This window comes from Vibrio sp. 1-Bac 57 (assembly GCF_037546855.1).
In the GTDB taxonomy this organism is placed as follows: domain Bacteria; phylum Pseudomonadota; class Gammaproteobacteria; order Enterobacterales; family Psychromonadaceae; genus Psychromonas.
On sequence record NZ_JALAAC010000011.1, the window covers coordinates 41,581 to 62,821 of the forward strand.

General features: G+C 38.1%; 19 protein-coding genes and 3 tRNA genes. All 22 read left to right on the forward strand.

Annotated features, from left to right (window positions below):
- The first annotated feature begins 57 nt into the window (after positions 1 to 57).
- The 22 genes from folP (at position 58) to MT391_RS09430 (ending at position 21,028) form a co-directional block, all read left to right on the forward strand.
- Positions 58 to 888, forward strand: a complete 831-nt coding sequence (gene folP, locus MT391_RS09325; RefSeq protein WP_499497711.1) for a dihydropteroate synthase — start codon at positions 58 to 60, stop codon at positions 886 to 888.
- Between the two features lie 205 nt (positions 889 to 1,093).
- Positions 1,094 to 2,425 carry a phosphoglucosamine mutase gene (gene glmM, locus MT391_RS09330; RefSeq protein WP_499441034.1) on the forward strand — a complete coding sequence of 444 codons (1,332 nt, stop codon included), beginning with the start codon at positions 1,094 to 1,096 and terminating at the stop codon, positions 2,423 to 2,425.
- A gap of 212 nt (positions 2,426 to 2,637) precedes the next feature.
- Complete coding sequence (gene secG, locus MT391_RS09335; protein WP_166371608.1) at positions 2,638 to 2,961, forward strand: preprotein translocase subunit SecG; 324 nt, start codon at positions 2,638 to 2,640, stop codon at positions 2,959 to 2,961.
- 10 nt (positions 2,962 to 2,971) lie between these two features.
- Positions 2,972 to 3,056, forward strand: a tRNA-Leu gene (locus MT391_RS09340).
- Between the two features lie 141 nt (positions 3,057 to 3,197).
- Positions 3,198 to 3,287, forward strand: a tRNA-OTHER gene (locus MT391_RS09345).
- A 66-nt stretch (positions 3,288 to 3,353) separates the two neighbouring features.
- A tRNA-Met gene (locus MT391_RS09350) sits at positions 3,354 to 3,430 on the forward strand.
- A 308-nt stretch (positions 3,431 to 3,738) separates the two neighbouring features.
- Positions 3,739 to 4,197: a ribosome maturation factor RimP gene (rimP, locus tag MT391_RS09355; protein WP_166371609.1), complete on the forward strand. Its 459-nt coding sequence runs from the start codon at positions 3,739 to 3,741 to the stop codon at positions 4,195 to 4,197.
- Positions 4,198 to 4,211: 14 nt separating this feature from the next.
- Positions 4,212 to 5,711 carry a transcription termination factor NusA gene (gene nusA / locus MT391_RS09360; protein ID WP_166371610.1) on the forward strand — a complete coding sequence of 500 codons (1,500 nt, stop codon included), beginning with the start codon at positions 4,212 to 4,214 and terminating at the stop codon, positions 5,709 to 5,711.
- A 25-nt stretch (positions 5,712 to 5,736) separates the two neighbouring features.
- Positions 5,737 to 8,388, forward strand: a complete 2,652-nt coding sequence (infB, locus tag MT391_RS09365) for a translation initiation factor IF-2 (protein ID WP_166371611.1) — start codon at positions 5,737 to 5,739, stop codon at positions 8,386 to 8,388.
- Positions 8,389 to 8,480: 92 nt separating this feature from the next.
- Positions 8,481 to 8,906: a 30S ribosome-binding factor RbfA gene (rbfA, locus tag MT391_RS09370; RefSeq protein ID WP_028867992.1), complete on the forward strand. Its 426-nt coding sequence runs from the start codon at positions 8,481 to 8,483 to the stop codon at positions 8,904 to 8,906.
- Positions 8,906 to 9,844 carry a tRNA pseudouridine(55) synthase TruB gene (gene truB / locus MT391_RS09375; protein WP_166371612.1) on the forward strand — a complete coding sequence of 313 codons (939 nt, stop codon included), beginning with the start codon at positions 8,906 to 8,908 and terminating at the stop codon, positions 9,842 to 9,844. The genes rbfA and truB overlap by 1 nt, the downstream gene beginning before the upstream one ends.
- A 75-nt stretch (positions 9,845 to 9,919) precedes the next feature.
- On the forward strand, positions 9,920 to 10,129 hold the full coding sequence (locus tag MT391_RS09380; protein WP_166371613.1) for a hypothetical protein: 210 nt from the start codon (positions 9,920 to 9,922) through the stop codon (positions 10,127 to 10,129).
- 22 nt (positions 10,130 to 10,151) lie between these two features.
- A complete protein-coding gene (locus tag MT391_RS09385) occupies positions 10,152 to 10,754 on the forward strand; it encodes a protein-disulfide isomerase (RefSeq protein WP_299665247.1) in 603 nt (200 codons plus the stop codon).
- Between the two features lie 297 nt (positions 10,755 to 11,051).
- Entirely contained in the window at positions 11,052 to 12,908 is a 1,857-nt protein-coding gene (locus MT391_RS09390) for a TIGR00341 family protein (RefSeq protein ID WP_166371615.1), read from the forward strand.
- A 179-nt stretch (positions 12,909 to 13,087) separates the two neighbouring features.
- Positions 13,088 to 14,881, forward strand: a complete 1,794-nt coding sequence (gene radD / locus MT391_RS09395) for a DNA repair helicase RadD (RefSeq protein ID WP_499441041.1) — start codon at positions 13,088 to 13,090, stop codon at positions 14,879 to 14,881.
- Positions 14,882 to 15,000: 119 nt separating this feature from the next.
- A complete protein-coding gene (locus MT391_RS09400; protein ID WP_499441043.1) occupies positions 15,001 to 15,462 on the forward strand; it encodes a DUF1499 domain-containing protein in 462 nt (153 codons plus the stop codon).
- Between the two features lie 76 nt (positions 15,463 to 15,538).
- Positions 15,539 to 15,856, forward strand: a complete 318-nt coding sequence (locus tag MT391_RS09405; protein ID WP_166371618.1) for a hypothetical protein — start codon at positions 15,539 to 15,541, stop codon at positions 15,854 to 15,856.
- A gap of 45 nt (positions 15,857 to 15,901) precedes the next feature.
- A complete protein-coding gene (locus MT391_RS09410; protein WP_499497713.1) occupies positions 15,902 to 16,528 on the forward strand; it encodes an HD domain-containing protein in 627 nt (208 codons plus the stop codon).
- Positions 16,529 to 16,898: 370 nt separating this feature from the next.
- Positions 16,899 to 17,336, forward strand: coding sequence for a MarR family transcriptional regulator (locus tag MT391_RS09415; RefSeq protein ID WP_499497715.1), 438 nt, complete (start codon positions 16,899 to 16,901; stop codon positions 17,334 to 17,336).
- A 93-nt stretch (positions 17,337 to 17,429) separates the two neighbouring features.
- Positions 17,430 to 18,626: an HlyD family secretion protein gene (locus MT391_RS09420; protein WP_499497717.1), complete on the forward strand. Its 1,197-nt coding sequence runs from the start codon at positions 17,430 to 17,432 to the stop codon at positions 18,624 to 18,626.
- Positions 18,627 to 18,634: 8 nt separating this feature from the next.
- On the forward strand, positions 18,635 to 20,158 hold the full coding sequence (locus tag MT391_RS09425) for a DHA2 family efflux MFS transporter permease subunit (protein ID WP_299665227.1): 1,524 nt from the start codon (positions 18,635 to 18,637) through the stop codon (positions 20,156 to 20,158).
- A 273-nt stretch (positions 20,159 to 20,431) separates the two neighbouring features.
- Positions 20,432 to 21,028 (forward strand): HD domain-containing protein, encoded by a 597-nt coding sequence (locus tag MT391_RS09430; RefSeq protein WP_299665224.1) that lies wholly within the window; start codon positions 20,432 to 20,434, stop codon positions 21,026 to 21,028.
- Positions 21,029 to 21,241 lie beyond the last annotated feature (213 nt).

Here is a 21,241-nt window from a genome sequence, read left to right on the forward strand (position 1 = left end):
CCTAAGCTTGCTTAGGTTTTTTTTAATCTTAATTCTGGCTAATAAAAGTACACTGCAATGATATTAACTAACGGTAAAAAAATACTTAACCTTGAATACCCCCAAATAATGGGTATTTTGAATGTTACACCGGATTCATTTTCCGATGGTGGACAGTATGCTCATATTGAACAAGCTGTTTCTCGTGCTAAAGAGATGATTGAGCAGGGGGCAACGATTATTGATATCGGCGGCGAATCAACGCGTCCTGGTGCAAGTGATGTTTTATTAAATGAAGAGCTAGAACGGGTTATTCCTGTCATTGATGCCATTAAAAAAGAACTTAATTGCTGGATTTCTGTTGATACTAGCAAAGCAAAAGTGATGACGGAAGCTGTCCAAGCGGGCGCTGATATCATCAACGATATACGGGCATTACGAGAAGAGGGAGCGTTAAAAGCTGCCGTAGATGCTGGAGTGCCTGTTTGCTTAATGCATATGCAAGGGCAACCAAGAAGTATGCAAACAGCACCTGATTATAAAGATGTAGTTGTTGAAGTAAAAACATTTTTAATGGACCGCAGCAATACCTGTATTGACGCTGGTATTAAGGCTGAAAATATTATTCTCGATTTAGGTTTTGGTTTTGGAAAGTCTTTACAGCATAATTTTGAATTGTTAAATGCTACGCAGGAATTTATGGCGCTAGGTTTTCCTGTGTTGACAGGCGTTTCTCGTAAATCAATGTTTGGACAGCTTTTAAATCGTGATATAAATGGGCGATTAGCAGGAAGCTTAGCTGGGGCAATGATTGCCATGCAGCAGGGTTCAAAAATAATTCGGGTTCATGATGTTGCTGAGACGGTTGATGTCATGAAAGTATTAAAGCAGATAGATACTTTTAATTAACTTATTGGTATTAACCAATGACACCTATTAAGTGCTCTATTTTACTGACTAACATGACTTGTTTTTGGTTGTAAGTTTTGAAAGTAACTCAATCATTTGTATCAGTTTACACCTTAAACTAAGACTTTTAATGCAAAAAGTTAGAGTGCTTATTACTTGAATTCAAGATGCAATTACTATTACTTATTATAATAAGAGCTTTTCAATGAAGAAAAAATATTTTGGTACTGATGGTATTCGCGGCAAAGTTGGTGAATCTTTAATTACCCCTGAATTTGCATTAAAGCTAGGTTGGGCTGTTGGCCGAGTCTTAGCTAAATCTGGTAATAAAAAAGTATTAATTGGTAAAGATCCGCGAATTTCAGGTTATATGCTCGAAGCCGCACTCCAAGCAGGGCTTACTTCTGCAGGTGTTATTCCTGTTTTAATGGGGCCGATGCCTACCCCAGCTGTTGCTTACTTAACACATACTTTCCGTGCTACTGCTGGCATCGTAATTAGTGCTTCTCATAATCCATATTATGATAACGGTATTAAATTCTTCTCTGAGGAAGGACTTAAATTATCTGAAAAAGTAGAGTTAGAAATTGAAGCTGAAATTGATAAAGAATTAATTTGCGTCGATTGTAGCGAAATGGGGAAGGCTTATCGTATTAATGATGCGGCAGGTCGCTATATTGAGTTTTGTAAAAGTACTTTTCCTTCTCAGTATGATTTAAGTGGTCTTAAAATTGTTGTCGATTGTGCTAATGGCGCAACCTATCATATTGCTCCGTTAGTGATCAGTGAATTAGGTGCAGAAGTGATTACCATGGGTGTTCAGCCAAATGGTATTAATATTAATTTAAATTGCGGTGCTACTAGTATGGCTGCAATTGCTGAACGTGTGATCAACGAAAAAGCTGATTTTGGTATCGCATTTGATGGTGACGGCGATCGTGTGATGATGGTTGACCATACTGGGTATGTACTTGACGGCGATGAGATATTGTACATTATCGCACGCGATAAATTACGTAAAGGTACTTTAAATGGTGGGGCAGTGGGCACAATAATGTCCAACCTTGGTTTGGAGCAAGCTTTAAAAACATTAGGTATTCCTTTCGATCGTTCTGATGTGGGTGATCGCCATGTCATGGAGCTCATGAAAAAAAATGGTTGGAGTATTGGTTCAGAAATATCAGGTCATGTTATTTGCGCCGATTATTTAGCAACAGGTGATGGTATTGTTTCTGGTTTACAAGTGATCAGTGCGATGCAAGGTAGCCGAATGAATTTGCATGATTTACGACAAGGTATACGTAAATATCCTCAGATTGTTGAGAGTGTTCGCTATAATAATCAAATAGATCCGTTACAGGATAAAGACGTGTTAGAAGAACTGTCTCGTATCAAAGGGTTATTAGGCAACCGTGGTCGTGTTTTATTGAGAAAGTCAGGTACCGAGCCTGTATTTAGAGTTATGGTTGAAGCCGATGAAAGTGAAGAGCAAGTTATCGCTTATGCAAAATCATTAGCGAGTAAAGTAAAAATTTAAGTGGGTATACACAACTCAAAATAATAAAGTCTGTTTTAAATACTGTTAAAATAGAAAATATTGATGCTTTTTTATGCGGTTTTGTAAAGAAGCACCAACAGTTATTAATTTGTATTAATATTCACTTGTGATCCGCACTTGCATTGGGTAGTATTCGTCCGCTTCTTTGTGAGAGCATAAAGTTTTAATAAGATAAATTAGGTAATATAAATATGTATGAAATACTGTTAGTTGTTTATTTAATTGTTTCAATTATTTTAGTTGGTTTTGTTTTAATCCAACAAGGTAAGGGAGCTGGCATGGGTGCATCATTTGGCTCTGGCGCTTCTAATACAGTATTTGGTGCAGGTGGTTCTGGTAACTTCATGACCCGTACTACGGGTATCTTAGCATTAGCATTTTTTGTATTAAGCTTAGTACTAGGTAACCTTTCTACGCATAAAGTATCTGTAAATGATGACTTTTCAAACCTAGCTGTTGAAGAAGTTGTAGAAGTACCTGTTGAAGTAGATACCTCGACTCAGATTCCTGAGTAATATTTTTAAAGCGGATATGGTGGAATTGGTAGACACGCAGCCTTGAGGGGGCTGTGGCTTAGGCCGTGAGAGTTCAAGTCTCTCTATCCGCACCAAACATTAGATTTTAGATTGCACTGAGATCACACTTTATATATAATGACCTCGTTTTCAGCGTGATAGAAAATAAAAAGTATTCTTACTTAGATAAAGTTTTAGTTTAGATGTTAATTAAAACATTTAAATAATAGTTCGGACGCGAGATGGAGCAGTCTGGTAGAAGTTAGTCGGGCTCTTTCTTAGCGGTAAAAAGGCGAAGGTCGTAGGTTCAAATCCTGCTCTCGCAACAAGTGTTCTCACTTAGATAAAGTTTTAATTTAAATGTTAATTAAACATTTGAATAATAGTTCGGACGCGAGATGGAGCAGTCTGGTAGCTCGTCGGGCTCATAACCCGAAGGTCGTAGGTTCAAATCCTGCTCTCGCAACCACATTTTAGTGTATGTTTTAAGGAAAGCTCATCGGGCTTGACTCTTAATAAAACACTGGCGAAGGTTGTAGTTGTTAAATTGAACTCCCTGAACCACATTCGATATTGTAGTTTCCTATCGCAATATCTGTTTGATTCAATCAAACAAAACGAATGAAGCTCCAATTTATTGGGGCTTTTTTGTTATTTGCGTATTTGATTTTGTATTTAATACGTTTAACTGACAACTTATGTTTATCAAAAATAAACATAAGTTGTTATTTGAAATAGGGCTATATGCCCTTTTTTTGTTTCTGAAAGGGGATAGATTTGGCAAGTTTAGAAGAGCGTCTAACTGAAATGTTAGCGCCAAGTGTTGAAGATCTTGGCTATGAGTTAGTGGGCATTGAATACGTTCGTGCGGGTAAACACTCCACATTACGTGTTTATATTGACCAAGAAGAAGGTATTTTAGTAGATGACTGTGCAGCTGTAAGCCGCCAAGTCAGTGCTATTATGGATGTTGAAGATCCAATCACTAACGAATACACACTAGAAGTATCTTCTCCGGGATTAGAAAGACCACTATTTAATGCGGCACAATATGCTGCGTTTTTAGGTGAAGAAGTAAAAATACAACTACGTATGCCGATTCAAAATCGTCGTAGATGGAAAGGTGTGATCAGCAATGTCGATGGTGAAATCATTTGTATTGCAGTAGAGGGTAAAGAAGAGCGTTTTGCGCTGAGTAATATCCAAAAAGCGAACATAGTTCCGAAATTTGATTAATTAAGGCGTTAAAAATGAATAATAAAGAAATTTTATTGGTTGTTGAAGCTGTTTCAAATGAAAAAGGCTTACCAAGAGAAGCGATTTTTGAAGCATTGGAAAGTGCACTGGCTATTGCAACAAAGAAGAAGTACGAATTAGAAATTGAAGTGCGCGTTGACATTGATCGTGAAACTGGACATTTTGATACTTTCCGTCGTTGGTTAGTATTAGAGTCAGATGCTGAAATGGAAAATCCCGCAAAAGAGATGACTTTTGAAGCTGCTCAATATGATAGCCCTGAGATCCAAGTTGGCGAATTTATTGAAGATGAAATTGATTCTGTTACTTTTGACCGAATTACAACACAAACTGCAAAACAAGTTATCGTACAAAAAGTACGTGAAGCTGAGCGTGCACAAGTTGTTGCACAATATGCAGAAAAAGAAGGTGAATTAATCACTGGTGTTGTTAAACGTATGACACGTGATAGCATCTTATTAGATCTTGGTAACAATGCAGAAGCGGTTATTTTCCGTGATGAAATGCTACCTCGTGAAAATTTCCGTCCAGGTGACCGTTTACGTGGTTTGTTGTTTGCTGTTCGCCCTGAAGCTCGTGGCGCTCAATTGTTTATGACACGTACACAACCTGAAGTATTAGTTGAGTTGTTCCGCTTAGAAGTGCCAGAAATTGCGGAAGAGATGATCGACTTAATGGGTGCTGCTCGCGATCCTGGTTCACGTGCGAAAATTGCAGTGAAATCAAATGACCAACGTATCGACCCAATCGGTGCTTGCGTAGGTATGCGTGGCGCACGTGTACAAGCGGTTTCAAATGAGCTAGGCGGAGAGCGTGTTGATATTATCCTTTGGGATGAGAATCCAGCACAATTTGCAATCAATGCAATGGCGCCGGCTGAAGTAGCATCAATTGTTGTTGATGAAGATACACACAGCATGGATATTGCTGTAGAAGAAGAAAACTTAGCACAAGCAATTGGCCGTAATGGTCAAAATATTCGTTTAGCATCACAACTGACTGGTTGGGTATTAAATGTAATGACTGTAGCGGAATTAAAAACTAAGCATCAAGCTGAAGCGGATGGCGTAATTTCATTATTTACGTCAGCATTAGAGGTTGATGAAGACTTTGCTGGTGTATTAGTTGAAGAAGGTTTTAGTTCTCTAGAAGAAATTGCCTATGTTCCAGCTGATGAGTTACTAGCGATTGACGGTTTTGATGAAGAGATGGTTGAAGAGTTACGTACTCGAGCTAAAGATGTATTAGCGACAAAAGCACTTGCTGAAGAAGAAAGTTTAGAAGGTGCAAAACCAGCTGATGATTTATTAGCACTTGAAGGCTTAGAGCCGCACCTTGCATTTGTATTAGCAAGTAAAGGTGTAATTACGTTAGAAGACTTAGCAGAGCAAGCTGTTGATGATCTACTAGAGATTGAAAAACTAGATGCAGAAAAAGCAGCAGAGCTAATTATGGCTGCACGTAATATCTGTTGGTTTAGTGAAGATGCTTAATAGCGTCAGTATGGAGAAATAAATAATGTCAGAAATTCTATTAAAAGACCTCGCTAAAGACTTAAATAAATCTGAAGATACTTTAGTTAAACAGTTTGCCGATGCAGGTATAACTAAAAAAGCAAGTGATTCAGTGAGTGTTGAAGAAAAAGAAAAATTAACTACTTATTTGCAAAAGCAACACGGTGGCGAACAAAAACAAAAAATGACTTTACAACGTAAAACAAAAACAACGTTAAATGTTAAAGGTCAATCAAACGCTGTCAATGTTGAAGTGCGTAAAAAGCGTACTTTTGTAAAGCGTAGTGATGAAGAAATTCAAGCTGAAAGAGCTGCTGAGCAAGCATTAAAAGTAGAGGCTGAAGCTAAAATTCAAGCTGAACTTGATGCTAAAAAAGAACAAGCTGAAAAAGTATTAGCTGAAAAAATGGCAGCTAAGAAAGAAGCCGAAGCAAAAGCAAAAGCTGCTGCAGTAGCAAATAAGCAAAAACAAGCCGCTGCTAAGTCAACTAAAACAGATGAACAGCTGCAACTTGAAAAAGAAGAAGCTGATCTGCAGAAGAAAGCAGAAACAGAAGCGCTAGCTAAAATTGAAAAAGAAGCGGTACTACAAGCTGAGAATGCTAAAAAACTAGCTGAAGAAAATGCTGCACGTTGGGCTAAAGAAGAAGCAGACCGTAAAGCTGCTGAAGGTGCAGATTACCATGTAACTACATCATCAGAAGCGCGTGCTGCAGAAGATTCAGTTGATGCTAAAGCGGAAGGTCCAACACACCGTAAAAAGAAAAAGAAAGCGGTTGCTGATAAACCACTTGAAACACCTTACTCACGTCGTAATAACCGTAATAATCGTCGTGGTAAAAAAGGTGCAACAGCAACGCCATCTGCATTACAACAAGCGTTTGAAAAACCAGCCGCTAAAGTTGAACGTGACGTTAAAATTGGTGAAACGATTACGGTTGCAGAACTAGCAAGTAAAATGGCTGTTAAAGCAACTGAAGTGATCAAGGTAATGATGAAGATGGGTGCTATGGCAACTATCAACCAAGTTATCGACCAAGAAACAGCGACTATTGTAGCTGAAGAAATGGGTCACAAAGTTATCCTAACGAAAGAAAATGAGTTAGAAGAATCAGTACTAGCTGAAGCACAACAAGGTGGTGAGAAAACATCTCGTGCGCCAGTTGTTACTATCATGGGGCACGTTGACCACGGTAAAACTTCATTACTAGATTACATTCGTCGCGCTAAAGTTGCTGACGGTGAAGCAGGTGGTATTACACAGCATATCGGTGCTTACCATGTAGATACTGATAAAGGTATGATTTCATTCCTAGATACTCCTGGACATGCGGCGTTTACGTCGATGCGTTCTCGTGGTGCTAAAGCAACGGATATCGTTGTACTAGTAGTAGCGGCGGATGATGGTGTTATGCCACAAACTATCGAAGCGATTCAACATGCAAAAGCTGCGGGTGTTCCGCTAATGGTTGCAGTGAATAAAATCGATAAAGAAGGGGCAGATTTTGACCGTGTTAAAACTGAACTTTCACAGCATGATGTTATTTCTGAAGAATGGGGTGGTGAAAATATCTTCTCATTCGTATCTGCGAAAGTAGGTACTGGTGTTGATGAATTATTAGATAGCATCTTATTACAAGCTGAAATGTTAGATTTATCAGCTGTTTCAACGGGTCCTGCATCTGGTGTTGTTATTGAATCTCGTCTTGATAAAGGTCGTGGTCCAGTTGCATCTATTCTAGTACAGCAAGGCGAACTGAAACAGGGTGATATCGTACTTTGTGGTCTTGAATACGGACGTGTTCGAGCAATGCGTGATGAGAATGGTAATCCAATCGAATCTGCTGGTCCGTCTATTCCAGTTGAAGTTTTAGGTTTGTCTGGTGTTCCACAAGCGGGTGATGAAGCAACCGTTGTTAAAGATGAGAAAAAAGCACGAGAAGTTGCATTATACCGTCAAGGTAAATTCCGTGATATTAAACTTGCTCGTCAACAAAAAGCGAAACTTGAAAACATGTTCTCTAACATGGAATCTGGCGAAGTATCTGAGCTTAACTTAGTACTTAAAGCGGATGTACAAGGTTCACTTGAAGCAATCTGTGAGTCACTAAACAAACTATCTACTGATGAAGTTAAAGTTAACATTATCGGCCGTGGTGTTGGTGGTATTACTGAAACTGACGCTTCATTAGCATCAGCTTCTGGGGCAATCGTAATCGGCTTTAACGTTCGTGCTGATGCATCTGCGCGTAAGTTAATCGATAACGAAGCAGTTGAACTACGTTACTACAGTATTATCTACGACTTAATTGACGAAGTACGTGCTGCAATGAGTGGTTTATTAGCACCTGAGTTTAGACAAGAAATCACAGGTGTTGCTGATGTACGTGAAGTATTTAAATCTCCTAAGATCGGCGCAATCGCTGGTTGCATGGTGACAGAAGGTACTATTAAACGTAACAACCCAATTCGTGTACTACGTGAAAACGTGGTTATTTACGAAGGTGTACTTGAATCACTACGTCGCTTTAAAGATGACGCAACTGAAGTACGTAATGGTGTTGAATGTGGTATCGGTGTTAAGAACTACAACGATGTACGCGTAGGCGACCAAATAGAAGTATTTGAAATTATTGAAGTTAAACGTACTTTATAATTTCAATTTATAAATAATGATTAATAATGGGGGCTTTTGCCTCCATTCTCATTTAAAACAGCGCTTAATAAGTGCTGTGCTAGGAGTTAAAAATGGCAAAAGAATATAGCCGTGCTTCTCGAGTTTCTCAGCAAGTACAAAAAGAACTTGCTCGAATCTTACAACAAGAAGTGAAAGATCCACGCATTGGAATGGTGACTATTTCTGGTGTTGATATTACCCGTGACCTTGCTTATGCAACGGTATACGTAACCTTTTTTACTATTGGTGAACAGACAAACGATGAATCATTAAAGGGCTTAAATGCTGCTGCTGGTTATATCCGTCGTTTACTGGGCAAAGCAATGAAATTACGTATTGTTCCTGAAGTACGTTTTTGCTTTGACGAAACACTAACTGAAGGTTTACGTATTTCTGAATTAGTAAGCGGTGCAGTGAAAAACGATAAAGTTAAGCTTAAAGAAGCTGGCCGTGAAGAAGACGAGCTAGAAGCAACAGAAGAAGAGGAAGCGAAGTAATGGCAAAACGTGGAAAGGGTCGCCCGATCAATGGCATCGTATTATTAGATAAACCTACGGACATCAGTTCCAATCATGCATTACAACGTGTAAAACGAATTTTCTTTGCTCAAAAAGCAGGGCATACCGGTGCATTAGATCCACTCGCTACTGGTATGTTACCTGTTTGTTTAGGTGAAGCGACTAAGTTCTCGCAGTTCTTATTAGATTCAGATAAGCGTTATACCGTGACCGCTACTTTAGGTATTCGCACCGATACCAGTGACTCGCAAGGTGATGTGGTATGTGAAAAACCAGTTTCGGTAACGCAACAACAACTCGATACTGCATTAGATACTTTTCGCGGCGATATCATGCAAGTTCCTTCAATGTATTCAGCATTGAAATTTGAAGGAAAACCACTATATAAGTACGCACGTGAAGGTATTACGATTGATCGTCCTGCTCGTCCTATTACGGTTTATGAAATTAATCAGCTACGTTTCGAAGAAAATGAAATTGATCTTGATATTCATGTTAGTAAAGGTACCTACATTAGAACAATTGTAGATGACCTGGGGGAATTATTAGGTTGTGGCGCACATGTGTCGATGTTACGCCGTACACAGGTTGCAGACTATCCTTATGAACGCATGATCACTATTGACGAGCTCGAAGCGTTAATTGAGCAAGCTAAAGAAGAAGATGTTAGTCCTTATGACTTGTTGGATCCGCTATTGTTAGAAATGGATACTGCAGTTAAAAACTATCCTGAAGTTAATATTTCAGATGAGATGGGCGCTTATGTTTTACATGGCCAACCAGTACAAGTATTTGGTGCGCCAGATAATACGATTGTTAGGATCACTGTTGGTGAGCAGCATACTTTCATTGGTGTTGGTGAAATGAACGATGATGGTTTAATTGCACCGAAACGTTTAGCAAATTTAGATCTTTAAAATAAAGCTGAGATTTTTAAACAAAGCTCAGCATTTTAAATGAAATTTATATTGAAATAGATTGGCATAGTTAAGATGACTAAAATAGATTTTTCTCAAATAAATAAAACTGCCGCTGACTCTTTTAATCAGCAGCGTAATGTAATCAAACGCCTTGCAAAGGGCAAAACAGTACTTTGCGAGCAATGCCAGCAACCGTTAACGTTGACTGTCATCAGTGAAGGCGAAAGTGGTGTGCAATGCAGTAAAGGTTGTACCTTGATAAATTTAGAACTCGATAGTTAATTGGTCGAAAAAGGTAGGTTTTATGAGCTCAGAATTATATTTTATTTACGACTCTCATTGCCCATGGAGTTATGCTGCAACGCCTTTGGTTGTTGCTTTAACTGAAGCGTTTCCTGAGATGGAATTACATGCTTGGCATTGTGCTAATTACGATGGTGGTAATAGCGTTGGTTTTAATACCATTAAAGCGGTTGAGAGAGAAAGTGATGTGACTTTTTCACAGGAATATGTGCGTTTTGCGGATAGCCCTAAAAATAGTATTATCAGCGCGAATCTATTAACTTGGATTGCAACTAAACAGTCAGACAAGTTTTTACCCGTTTTACAAGCTTTACAACATGAACACTTTGTTAGCGGTAACTCTTTAGGTAAAAAGATAGACTTTAATGAGTTAGCTGAAGATCTTAAGTTATCAATTCCAAACAAAGTATTTAAAGAAGAATTAAGCAAAGATGCGATGTTTGTGCAATCTGAAATTATTGATCTACAAGCTTTTATGGGAACAGCTGCTTTCCCCGCATTGTTATTAGTACATAATGACAATGCCGTATTATTGAATCATGCTCAATATATTGGTGCGCCTGAAAGCATTGTGGCAGATGTACAAAAACAACTGCAAGACTAAACCTTTTATTTATAAATACAGCTGGTTTTATAAATACTAATAGTTCTATAAATAGTCTACTGGTTTTATCTAAGTGAAATAATGGATAGCATTATTTCACTTTCTAATCCTCAATTTCTTTTTTCCAACGTTTATTTACTGTATTTCTAATAAGTTATACGGTGAAATGATATATTCCATTATTTTTTTTAATCGTAAATTTCCTCTTTGATAACAGTTCTTTCCTGTACTGATTGCACTCCTGATAAGCTATGCGCATACTAGAATTCCTTTTAATATTTGTGTTGAGATTCGAATATGGCTGATAGTTTCTTACTTTTTGATATCGAGCAAAAAGATCAGTTAGCTGAGCATTTGTTACCTTTTTTTAAACAAGCCATTTTACCTCGAGCTTGGGATGAAGGTGATATTCACTTCAGCGCAGGTAGTCGTGTTTATGCGTACCTTAACGATCAGCAAGCACCCGCTGTTATAGAGGCTGCGATAGAAGGTGGATGGCACCTTGCTATTTTACCTCACCCTGATTCTCGTTATGCGAAACGTGGGTTTTGTGCTCATCGTAACCTTGAAAAAGCGATTCAAGAAGCTGAGTTAAGTAGCCCTGAACAAGTTGATATTGTACGTTGTAATGGCAATATTTTGCTTTCATCTCTGGTGATTGGTGAAAGTTTTAATTTATTACCAAGTGTTAAAATATTAGACTTTGTAGAAAGAGCTAAATTAGCTTGGCAGAACGTTGCTAAAATTCGCCAAGCTTGCCCTCAAAAAATATCCTTTAGCACAGAAAATGAAACTAATTTTACTACTGCGGCATTAGGTGTTGTTGTGACTGCGCACGTGCACGGTTCATGGTTAGCTAAAAGCATATTACCCAATAGTCACATTAATGATGGAATGTGCCACGCTATGATTATTGCCCCGCGCAGTATCATGGAGTTATTACGATTTTTTGTCGTTTCCACCTTAGGCAGACACTATAGCTTACCCAGCTTTTTAGGATTATTAAAAACCAAACAACTAGAGATTAAAAACGATCAACAATTAACCTATCAATTGGATGGACAAGAGCAACAATCAGATGCGTTATTAGTGACCATTGATCATCACGTATTAACCTTATTAGCAGGTGAAGAGCTACCTATAATAGACACAACAAGTGCGCAAAAAGAACAGATTAAAATAGAAAGATTACCCGCTGGTGAAGCTGTAATGGAAATAGCGGGCAAAACACTAGCATTTGTTGGGCATGCCGCAACGGATGAATTTAAAGAGTTATATCAATTATTACGTGACAACGCGACAACCACCACAGCATTCCTCACTTTGATGGCGTTATCGACTTTATTAGCTAGTGTGGGGTTATTTGCAAGCTCTGCACCAGTTATTATCGGTGCGATGATCCTTGCACCGTTAATGGCGCCTATTATTTCACTGTCGATGGCACTTGCCAGACAAGACCCTTCTCTACTGACTGCCAGTGCCACTACTTTGTGTATTGGTATATTGGTATCCTTGGGTTTTTCCTCCTTTGCTAGCTTTATTATTCCAATGGAAATTGTGACCCCTGAAATTGCCGCCAGGCTAAGCCCAAGTTTATTAGACCTAGGCGTTGCTGTTATTTCAGGTATTGCAGGCGCCTACGCACATGCGCGCGTTGATGCGGCTAAAAGTCTTGCTGGTGTCGCTATCGCTGTGGCACTGGTTCCGCCACTTGCTGTGACCGGTATAGGTATTGGCTGGTTAGACTTACATGTGGCTTGGGGAGCGCTATTGTTATTCCTGACTAACTTAGCAGGTATTGTGTTTGCTGCCGCTCTGACCTTTTTAGCATTAGGTTTTGCTCCCTTTACCCGAGCTAAAAAAGGTTTAACGATTGCTTTTATAGGCGTTGCATTAGTTTCTATTCCATTGATTTTTAGTTTTATGCGTTTATCCGATGAAGCCGCTATTATGCAACAGCTTGAAGGTAAAAAAATAGGTGAAGTAGTGATTAGAGAAGTGCATGCAAGAGCACTTCAACCAGTAGAAATATCGGTTAAATTAATGACCCCAACTACCTTAACCACTGCGAAGTTAGATTTGATTAAACAAACCATTGAATCACAGCTACAACAAAAAGTTATCCTTGAAGCACAAGTTATTATTCGTCGATGAGTGTTAATTAAAAAATAGCAGCCTCTTTACCTAAAAATGGCTTATTGGTAGTTGCTGGCGAGAGTTACTAGCGATAGTTGCTAGCAGTAATTACTGATCAGCCACTGATTTTTCTAATCAAAAAAGTATTGAAAATGCTATGCTTACTCTTTTTTTAATCACTCACTGCGTATTGTTTTATGTATCAACTTCGTCCTTATCAACAAGATGCCGTTAATGCCACACTGCATTATTTTCGTCGTCATAGTTCCCCTGCCGTTTTAGCACTTTCGACTGGTGCAGGTAAAAGCCTGATCATCGCGGAGCTTGCCAGAATAGCGAAAGGTAGAGTGTTAGTACTCGCTCACGTTAAAGAGTTAGTTGAACAAAATCATGCTAAATATGAAAGTTATGGCGTGAAAGCATCTATTTTTTCTGCAGGGTTAGGGCGTAAAGAAACATCCCAACAAGTCGTCTTTGCCTCGGTACAGTCTATCGTAAACAACCTTGATCTGTTTGCAGATGCCTTTTCATTGTTAGTGATAGACGAGTGTCATCGTGTACCCATGCAAGGTGATTCTAGTTACCAAAAAGTGATTAAACACTTACAGGCTATCAACCCAAATTTAAAGGTTTTAGGATTAACAGCAACACCGTATCGTCTAGGTTTAGGTTGGATTTATCAATATCATACCCGCGGCCAAGTGCGCAGTGAAGAAGCACGGTTTTTCCGTGATTGCATTTTTGATTTGCCAATTCGATTTTTATTAGATGAGCATTTTTTAACTGAGCCAAAAGTGATGGATATGGCTGTGCTCAGCTATGATTTTTCGCAAATTTCTCCGGCTAATACGGGAGCTTATAAAGAAGCTGATTTAAATAAAGTAATAGAAAAGTCGGGCCGAGCTACGCCTGAAATTATCAAGTCAGTGATTACTCACGCTCAAGACCGTCAAGGTGTGATGATATTTGCTTCAACAGTTAAACATGCACAAGAAATTTTAGGTTATTTACAAGGTGAAAGTGCGGCATTAATTATTGGTGATACCGCAAGTAAAGATCGCGATCAAATCATTCAAAACTTTAAAAATAAAAAAATTAAATACTTAGTTAATGTATCGGTCTTAACCACTGGTTTTGATGCTCCACACGTTGATTTAATCGCTATTTTGCGTCCCACTGAGTCGATCAGTTTATACCAACAAATAGTAGGCCGAGGGTTACGTTTATCCGAGGGTAAAAAAGATTGTTTAGTGATGGAGTTTGCTGGTAATTGTTATGACTTGTATCAACCAGAAGTGGGGCAAGAAAAACCAGAAAGTGGCAGTGAAATAGTGAGTATTCCATGTCCAGCTTGCCAGTTTACTAATAACTTTTGGGGTAAGGTGGATACTGCCGGTTTTGTAATTGAACATTATGGTCGTAAATGCCAGGGGTATTCGTTAAAAATTACCGAAGATGATGATGGCAATAAGTTTGAGCAACGCGTGCATTGTAACTATCGTTTTCGGGCTAAGTTTTGTGATCAATGTGGAATGGATAATGATATTGCAGCACGCGTTTGTGGGCATTGTGAAGCTGTATTGGTTGACCCCGATAAAAAGTTAAGAGAAGCATTAAAATTGAAAGATGCGATGATTATTCGTTGTGATGATATGGCGCTTACTGCTAGCAAGAATAAACATGGGAAAAACCAATTAAAGGTTACCTATAGCGGCGGCCAAGGACAAATAAGTGAAGTGTGGCAATTAACCACTGCAAAGCAAAAAGCACAATTTTTACAACGCTTTATTCAACCACACTTAATTGATCGTTTTCGCCCTTTTACTCACTCATCAGTGACTAAAGTGATGCTTAATGAACACCGATTACAAGCACCTGAAATAGTCATTGCTAATAAAGTCGGGCGATTTTGGCAGGTCAGAGATAAGTTGTTTAATATTGAGCAATTTCCCAAAGCTGTAGAAGTATTAGCCCAGTTGCAACCTGAATAGAGTTAGAGAGCTATACATCGGCAGTTAAACATAACCAGTTATATAGTTAGCGATATAAATACTACATATAACCAGCATAAATAGTTAAATTGAAATAAAAAAAACAAGGATTTAAGAAAATGAATAAAATTCTAATTATACTGACTGCAATTGTTGTTGTGATAGTGATTGCTTTTTTTGTGCTAGGCGTAATGTCTAAAACAGGACATGCTCCCGGATTAAAACAAGGAAAACTACAGGCTTGTACCAGTATTGAAAATTGTGTATTTAGTGAAACCATTGATGGCGTTGATAATAATATTCAGCCTTTTACTTTTAATGGAGATAAAGTGGTGTTCCTTACTCAATTAAAAACTCGCGTTGAATCGATGGGTGGTAAAATTGTCAATATTGAAGATGATTATATCGCGGCGACCTTTACATCAGGTATCTTTGGATTTGTTGATGATTTGGAACTGAGAGTCAGTGACGATAATTTATTACATTTTCGATCTGCGTCGCGTGTAGGGAAAAGTGACCTCGGTGCGAATAAAAAACGGGTTGAAGCGCTTAAGCTTTTGTTACAGGGAGCAGCTAAATAGGCGTTAAAGAATAATTTGATTCAGAAATAAGTAATGTTAGTTGCTAACTAGAGTAGTAGAAAATCGGGAATAATAAATGAATAAAAATATTGAACAACTGCTAACGTTAGTGGCTAACTGTAATGATCAATTAACGGAAAAGTATCCGCAACTTTCTACTGCAGTGGGCCTACTAGAGCAAAGTTTACAGGCCTCTAATGCAGTGACTATTGATAATGTTAAGCTTAAAAAGAGATTAATGTTTATTATTCTTGATGCTCATCCTGAAGTTGTAGGTATTGGTACCGGTCAATCCGGGACTGAAGATTTTACTTTTATTAAGCAAGTGTCACTGGCTGAGATATCACCAAGTTTATTAATTGAACTGTTAGAGCAGCATATTACTGATTGCTAATTAGGAAGGTGATACTTTCATTGAAAGTGATAGGAATGAGAAAAAATGTTTAAACAGTATCAAGCTCAGTGTGAAAGTTTTATTACTGAAAATATGAAAACGGATTTAGCACATGACTTGTTGCACGTTAAACGCGTAGTTAAGTTAGCAACACTGATAGCGAAGAAAGAGAAGGCAGAACTAAACGTAGTATTACCTGCTGCTTGGTTACACGACTGTGTTAGCTACCCTAAAAATCATCCTCTACGCAGTCAAAGCTCATTACATGCGGCAGATAAAGCCATTCAATTTTTATCAAGTATCGAATATCCAAAACAGTACCTAGATGCTATCCATCATGCGATTGCAGCACATAGCTATAGTGGTGGGTTAATAGCCAATACCCTTGAGGCAAAAATTGTGCAGGATGCTGATAGATTAGATGCGATTGGTGCGATTGGTATTGCGCGTTGTATTCAAGTAAGTAGCCAATTAAAGCGACCACTATATGCCCCTGAAGATGCATTTGCTGAGCAAAGAACGTTAGATGATCAACGCTTCACCCTTGATCACTTCTATACAAAGTTATTAAAATTAGCTTCCTTAATGCATACCCAAACAGCGCAAGATATTGCAGCGCAGCGCACGCAGTTTATGGAAAGTTATCTGCAACAGTTAGCTTTAGAAATTTAAAGCAATAATTATCAAGTCACTGGCGATTGGGGTTAGACAGCTTTACCCTAATTAACTTTATTCTAAATAACATTGCCTTAAATGAAATGACCTTAAAAAACATTGCCTTAAATGAAATGACCTTAAAAAACATTGCTTTAAGTAATTTTTTCTAATCAAATTGCTTAAAGCAAGTACCTTTTAGCTAATTCAAATAACCTTTGGTAAATTCAAATAACCTTAAGGCAATTCAAATATCCTTTAACTAATATAAAGAAATAAGTCGCTAACTGTCATATTGATATGAATAATTAATATTGACAATTTACCTGCCTAGGCAGTATTATTTTTTTCTTGCCTAGGCAACTAATAATCTGGAAACAAACTCCCTATGACTCATCAACTAAACATTAAATCATTAGGTCTTCCATTAGCGAAACTGATCGGTTTAGTTAATCAACGTAAAGAGCTGTTACTAAATCAATATTTAGCACCTTTTAATATCAGCTCTGCACAGTTCAAAGTATTAGCTGCAGTGCATTATTATGGGATTGATTCTCCGGCTGACCTTAGTAAATATCTCACTATTGATGGGGGCTCAATGACCCGAATGGTGGACAGGTTAGTGAAAAAAGAATTAATAGATAAACAGCCTAACCCTAAAGATAAACGTGGTGTCATACTCGAACTAACAATCACTGGAAAATTATTATTAGCGCAATGTTTGGAGTGTATGGACAATCAAGTGGCTCCCTTGTTGACTGGGGACCTTTCTGTACAAGAGATAGAACAGTTGAGTGCGCTTCTAACGCGTTTATTACCAGCCTAAGCAACCTAGTTATAAGAATAACTTTGAGTGTCACATTCCTATTTTATTTATCTCCTATAACCAGAGATATCGTTAACAAATAAGTGGTAAAGCATGCAAACATCAGAAAAAACAACAAGTACTATGGCTAATGAACCAGTTAAAAAGAGTAAGCGTAAAACCTCTTTCTTTATTTTGTTTATTGTATTGGTTGTTATTGCTGCAACTTGGTTTTTTTATTATGAGGTTTATGCCAAATACTCTGAAGAAACCAATGATGCCTATGTGAATGGTGATTTAGTGGTCATTTCCCCACAAATTTCAGGCACGGTGAGTAAAGTTGTTGTGGATCAAGGGGATTACGTTGAAAAAGGTCAAATACTGATTAGTTTAGATTCCAATGATACGCAAATAGCGCTACAAGCAGCGGAAGCTAAATTAGCTAACTCGGTTCGTGAAGTACGTAGCTTATATGCAACTGCTGATAACGCGAAAGCGAGTTTGGAAGCTACTAAGGTCGAATATAATCAAGCGATTAGTGATTATAAGCGCCGTCAAAAGCTGGCTAAATCAGGGGCAATTTCTCAGGAAGATTTGAATCACTACAAAGACTTGGTTGAAACCACTAAGAGTCAATATCTTGCTTCACAACAGGCGCTTAAAATGGCTGTTGCATTAGTCGATAATACGGTACTTAAAACCCATCCAGCGATTAAATCTGCAGTCGCTAATTTACGCCAAGTATACTTAAATAATCTGCGTGCAGATATTGTTGCTCCTATCAGCGGTTATGTAGCAAAACGCGGCGTCCAGTTAGGTAGTCAAGTTCAACCTGGCACACAAATGATGGTGATTGTTCCTTTGCATCAAGTATGGGTTGATGCAAACTTTAAAGAAAGTCAGATGCGTGATATGCGTATTGGACAAGCGGTTATTTTGACCTCAGATTTATACGGTAAAGAAGTAGAGTATAAAGGCGAAATTGAAAGTCTAGGGATCGGTACTGGCAGTGCATTTTCATTGTTGCCCGCTCAAAATGCGAGTGGGAATTGGATTAAAATTGTACAACGCTTACCGGTTAAAATTCGTTTACAAAAAGATAACCTAGCACAATACCCCTTAAGAATAGGTTTATCGATGTTAGCAAAAGTGGATATTGAAGATAGCAGTGGAGCATTGCTTTCAGAAAGTCCTCAACAAGAAGCGCGCTTCGATACCGATGTTTATCAGAATACGCTGCAAGAGGTTGACCATTTAGTGACCAAAATACTGCATGAGAATGTAAGTATTAATAATATTATCCCTGAATAGGGGCGGTTATGAATGATCAAACCTATACGCCGCCGAGTATTGTTCTAGCAACTATTGCATTGGCTTTAGCAACTTTTATGCAAGTGCTTGATAGCACTATTGCTAACGTTGCTTTGCCAACGATTGCTGGAAATTTAGGAGTGAGTTCAGAGCAGAGTACCTGGATCATTACTTCTTTTGCGGTATGTAATGCTATTGCATTGCCACTCACAGGATGGCTTTCACGACGTATTGGTGAACTGAAGTTATTTATTATTTCTGTTTCACTGTTTACATTAACCTCTTTTTTATGTGGTATCGCCACTAGCATGCCAGAGTTGATTACCTTCAGAGCGTTGCAGGGCTTTTTTGCTGGGCCAATGTTTCCCATGTGCCAAACGTTATTACTCGCTATCTTCCCTTCGATAAAGCGTGGCGCTGCATTAGCCTTAATAGCGATGGTGACAGTCGTTGCTCCGATAGTAGGGCCCATTACAGGCGGTTGGATCACCGATAATTATTCTTGGCCTTGGATCTTTTTTATTAATATTCCAATCGGTATTTTCTGTTGTGTAGTGGTCTGGGAGCAGTTAAAAGATCGAGTAGAAACAACGGCAAAAATGCCCATTGATTATATTGGTATTGCATTGTTAGTGTTAGGGGTTGGTTTATTACAAGTAGTATTAGACTTAGGCAATAATAAAGATTGGTTTGAATCCACACAAATTGTGATCATGAGTATTATTTCTGTGATTGCATTAATCTCATTTGTTATTTGGGAGCTGACAGAGAAAAACCCAATTGTAGATTTATATTTATTTAGAGATCGCAATTATACCTTTGGTACTATCGCTTTAGTTTTAAGCTATGCGGCTTTCTTTGCAATCAATATTATATTACCGCAGTGGTTACAACTGTATATGGGATACACGTCGATATGGGCTGGTCTTGCGGCTGCTCCAATGGGCGTACTACCATTAATATTAGCGCCATTAGTTGGAAAATATGCGCATAAATCAGATCTAAGGTTACTCGCTAGCATTTCATTTATTGTGATTGGCATTTCTTGTTTCTTACGTGCTAACTTTAATACCTTTGTGGATTTTGCTTCCGTGGCTGAAGTGCAATTGTTCATGGGGATTGGGATTGCCTTCATGTTTATGCCATTGACCACTATTTTCTTGTCTAATTTAAAAGGCCATCAAATAGCCGATGCGTCGGGCTTAACGACTTTTTTACGTGTGTTAGGCGCAAGTTTTGCCTCCTCATTAACCACATGGTTTTGGAATCGTCGAGCTGACTATCACCACGCGACTTTGACGGAACATGTTAGTCAATATCAGTTAGGTACAGTGGAGTATTTAGATAAGATGGGGGGAGCAACCCAAGCTAATCTCGCATCCGTTAATAACATTGTTACTCAGCAATCATATATGATGTCGATGAATGATTACTTTTATATGCTAGGTTGTTTATTTTTTGTCTTAATTGGTCTGATATGGTTTGCAAAAGGCCCTTTTATCAAATCATCTCCAGCGGCGGCAGGAGATTAAACATAAGCTTGTATTAGTTGAATGGTTGGTAGAGGTTTTTAATGTAAGGTGCTCACTGTAACTTATTGCTTTTGATTAGGAATAAATTATGTAATTGTGTATTCATAATGTCCATCTTAATACTATTTTTTCAATTTTATTTCTTCAACATTATTTATTTAACATAGCTTATTCAATACTATTTTTTCAATGCTACTTTTCAAATGATACTTTTTCATAGGAAGGTTTTAATGAAAAATAAAGCTACAAAAGGTTACTTTACAGGGATTAATCATGACTGAATTAGAACAGCAATTAGCGTTTATCATCGAAATAGACAAACTAAAAGCGGTATACCGTCAAACCACGGTCAAAGAAGATAAAAACCGCCATGAAAACAGTGCAGAGCATAGCTGGCACATCACGCTTACTGCACAGTTATTGCAAGGTTATGCAGAAAAGCCGATTAATATGACGCGCGTAATTAAGATGCTATTGATCCACGATATTATTGAAATTGATGCGGGAGATCTATTTGCCTTTGCCGAACAAAAAGACCATCAACAACAAGCTTTAAAAGAAGAAAAAGCGGCACAACGTTTGTTTGGTTTATTGCCCACTTCACAAAGCGAAGAGTATAAAAGTCTGTGGCTTGAGTTTGAAGAAGCTAACACTAGCGATGCACAATTTGCTAAATCCATGGATAGAATATTACCACTGGTGCAAAACATGAATAACCAAGGCGGTAGTTGGGCTAAACATAAAATCAGTCAAGCACAGGTGTTGGCACGCAACAATCACTTACAAACTATAGCGCCTAAATTATGGCAATATGTTGTTTCACAAACTGAGCTTGCCGTCGCTAAAGGTTGGTTGCTTACCGCTAATTAATCAGTAATAAAAGGTTTAATGTTTTATTCATTAAATCTACTGCACTCATCTGTGTATTTAAGCCTTAATTAGATCGTGCAATAGTGCCAATTAAGGCTGTACTTCGATTTAAAAGTCGATTTAAAAGTTGATTTAGTAAAGCATTTAAGAAAACCTATTTAAGAAAAACAATAAAATAACTGTCCTATTTAACTCAAGAAAGGGTATTTTTTG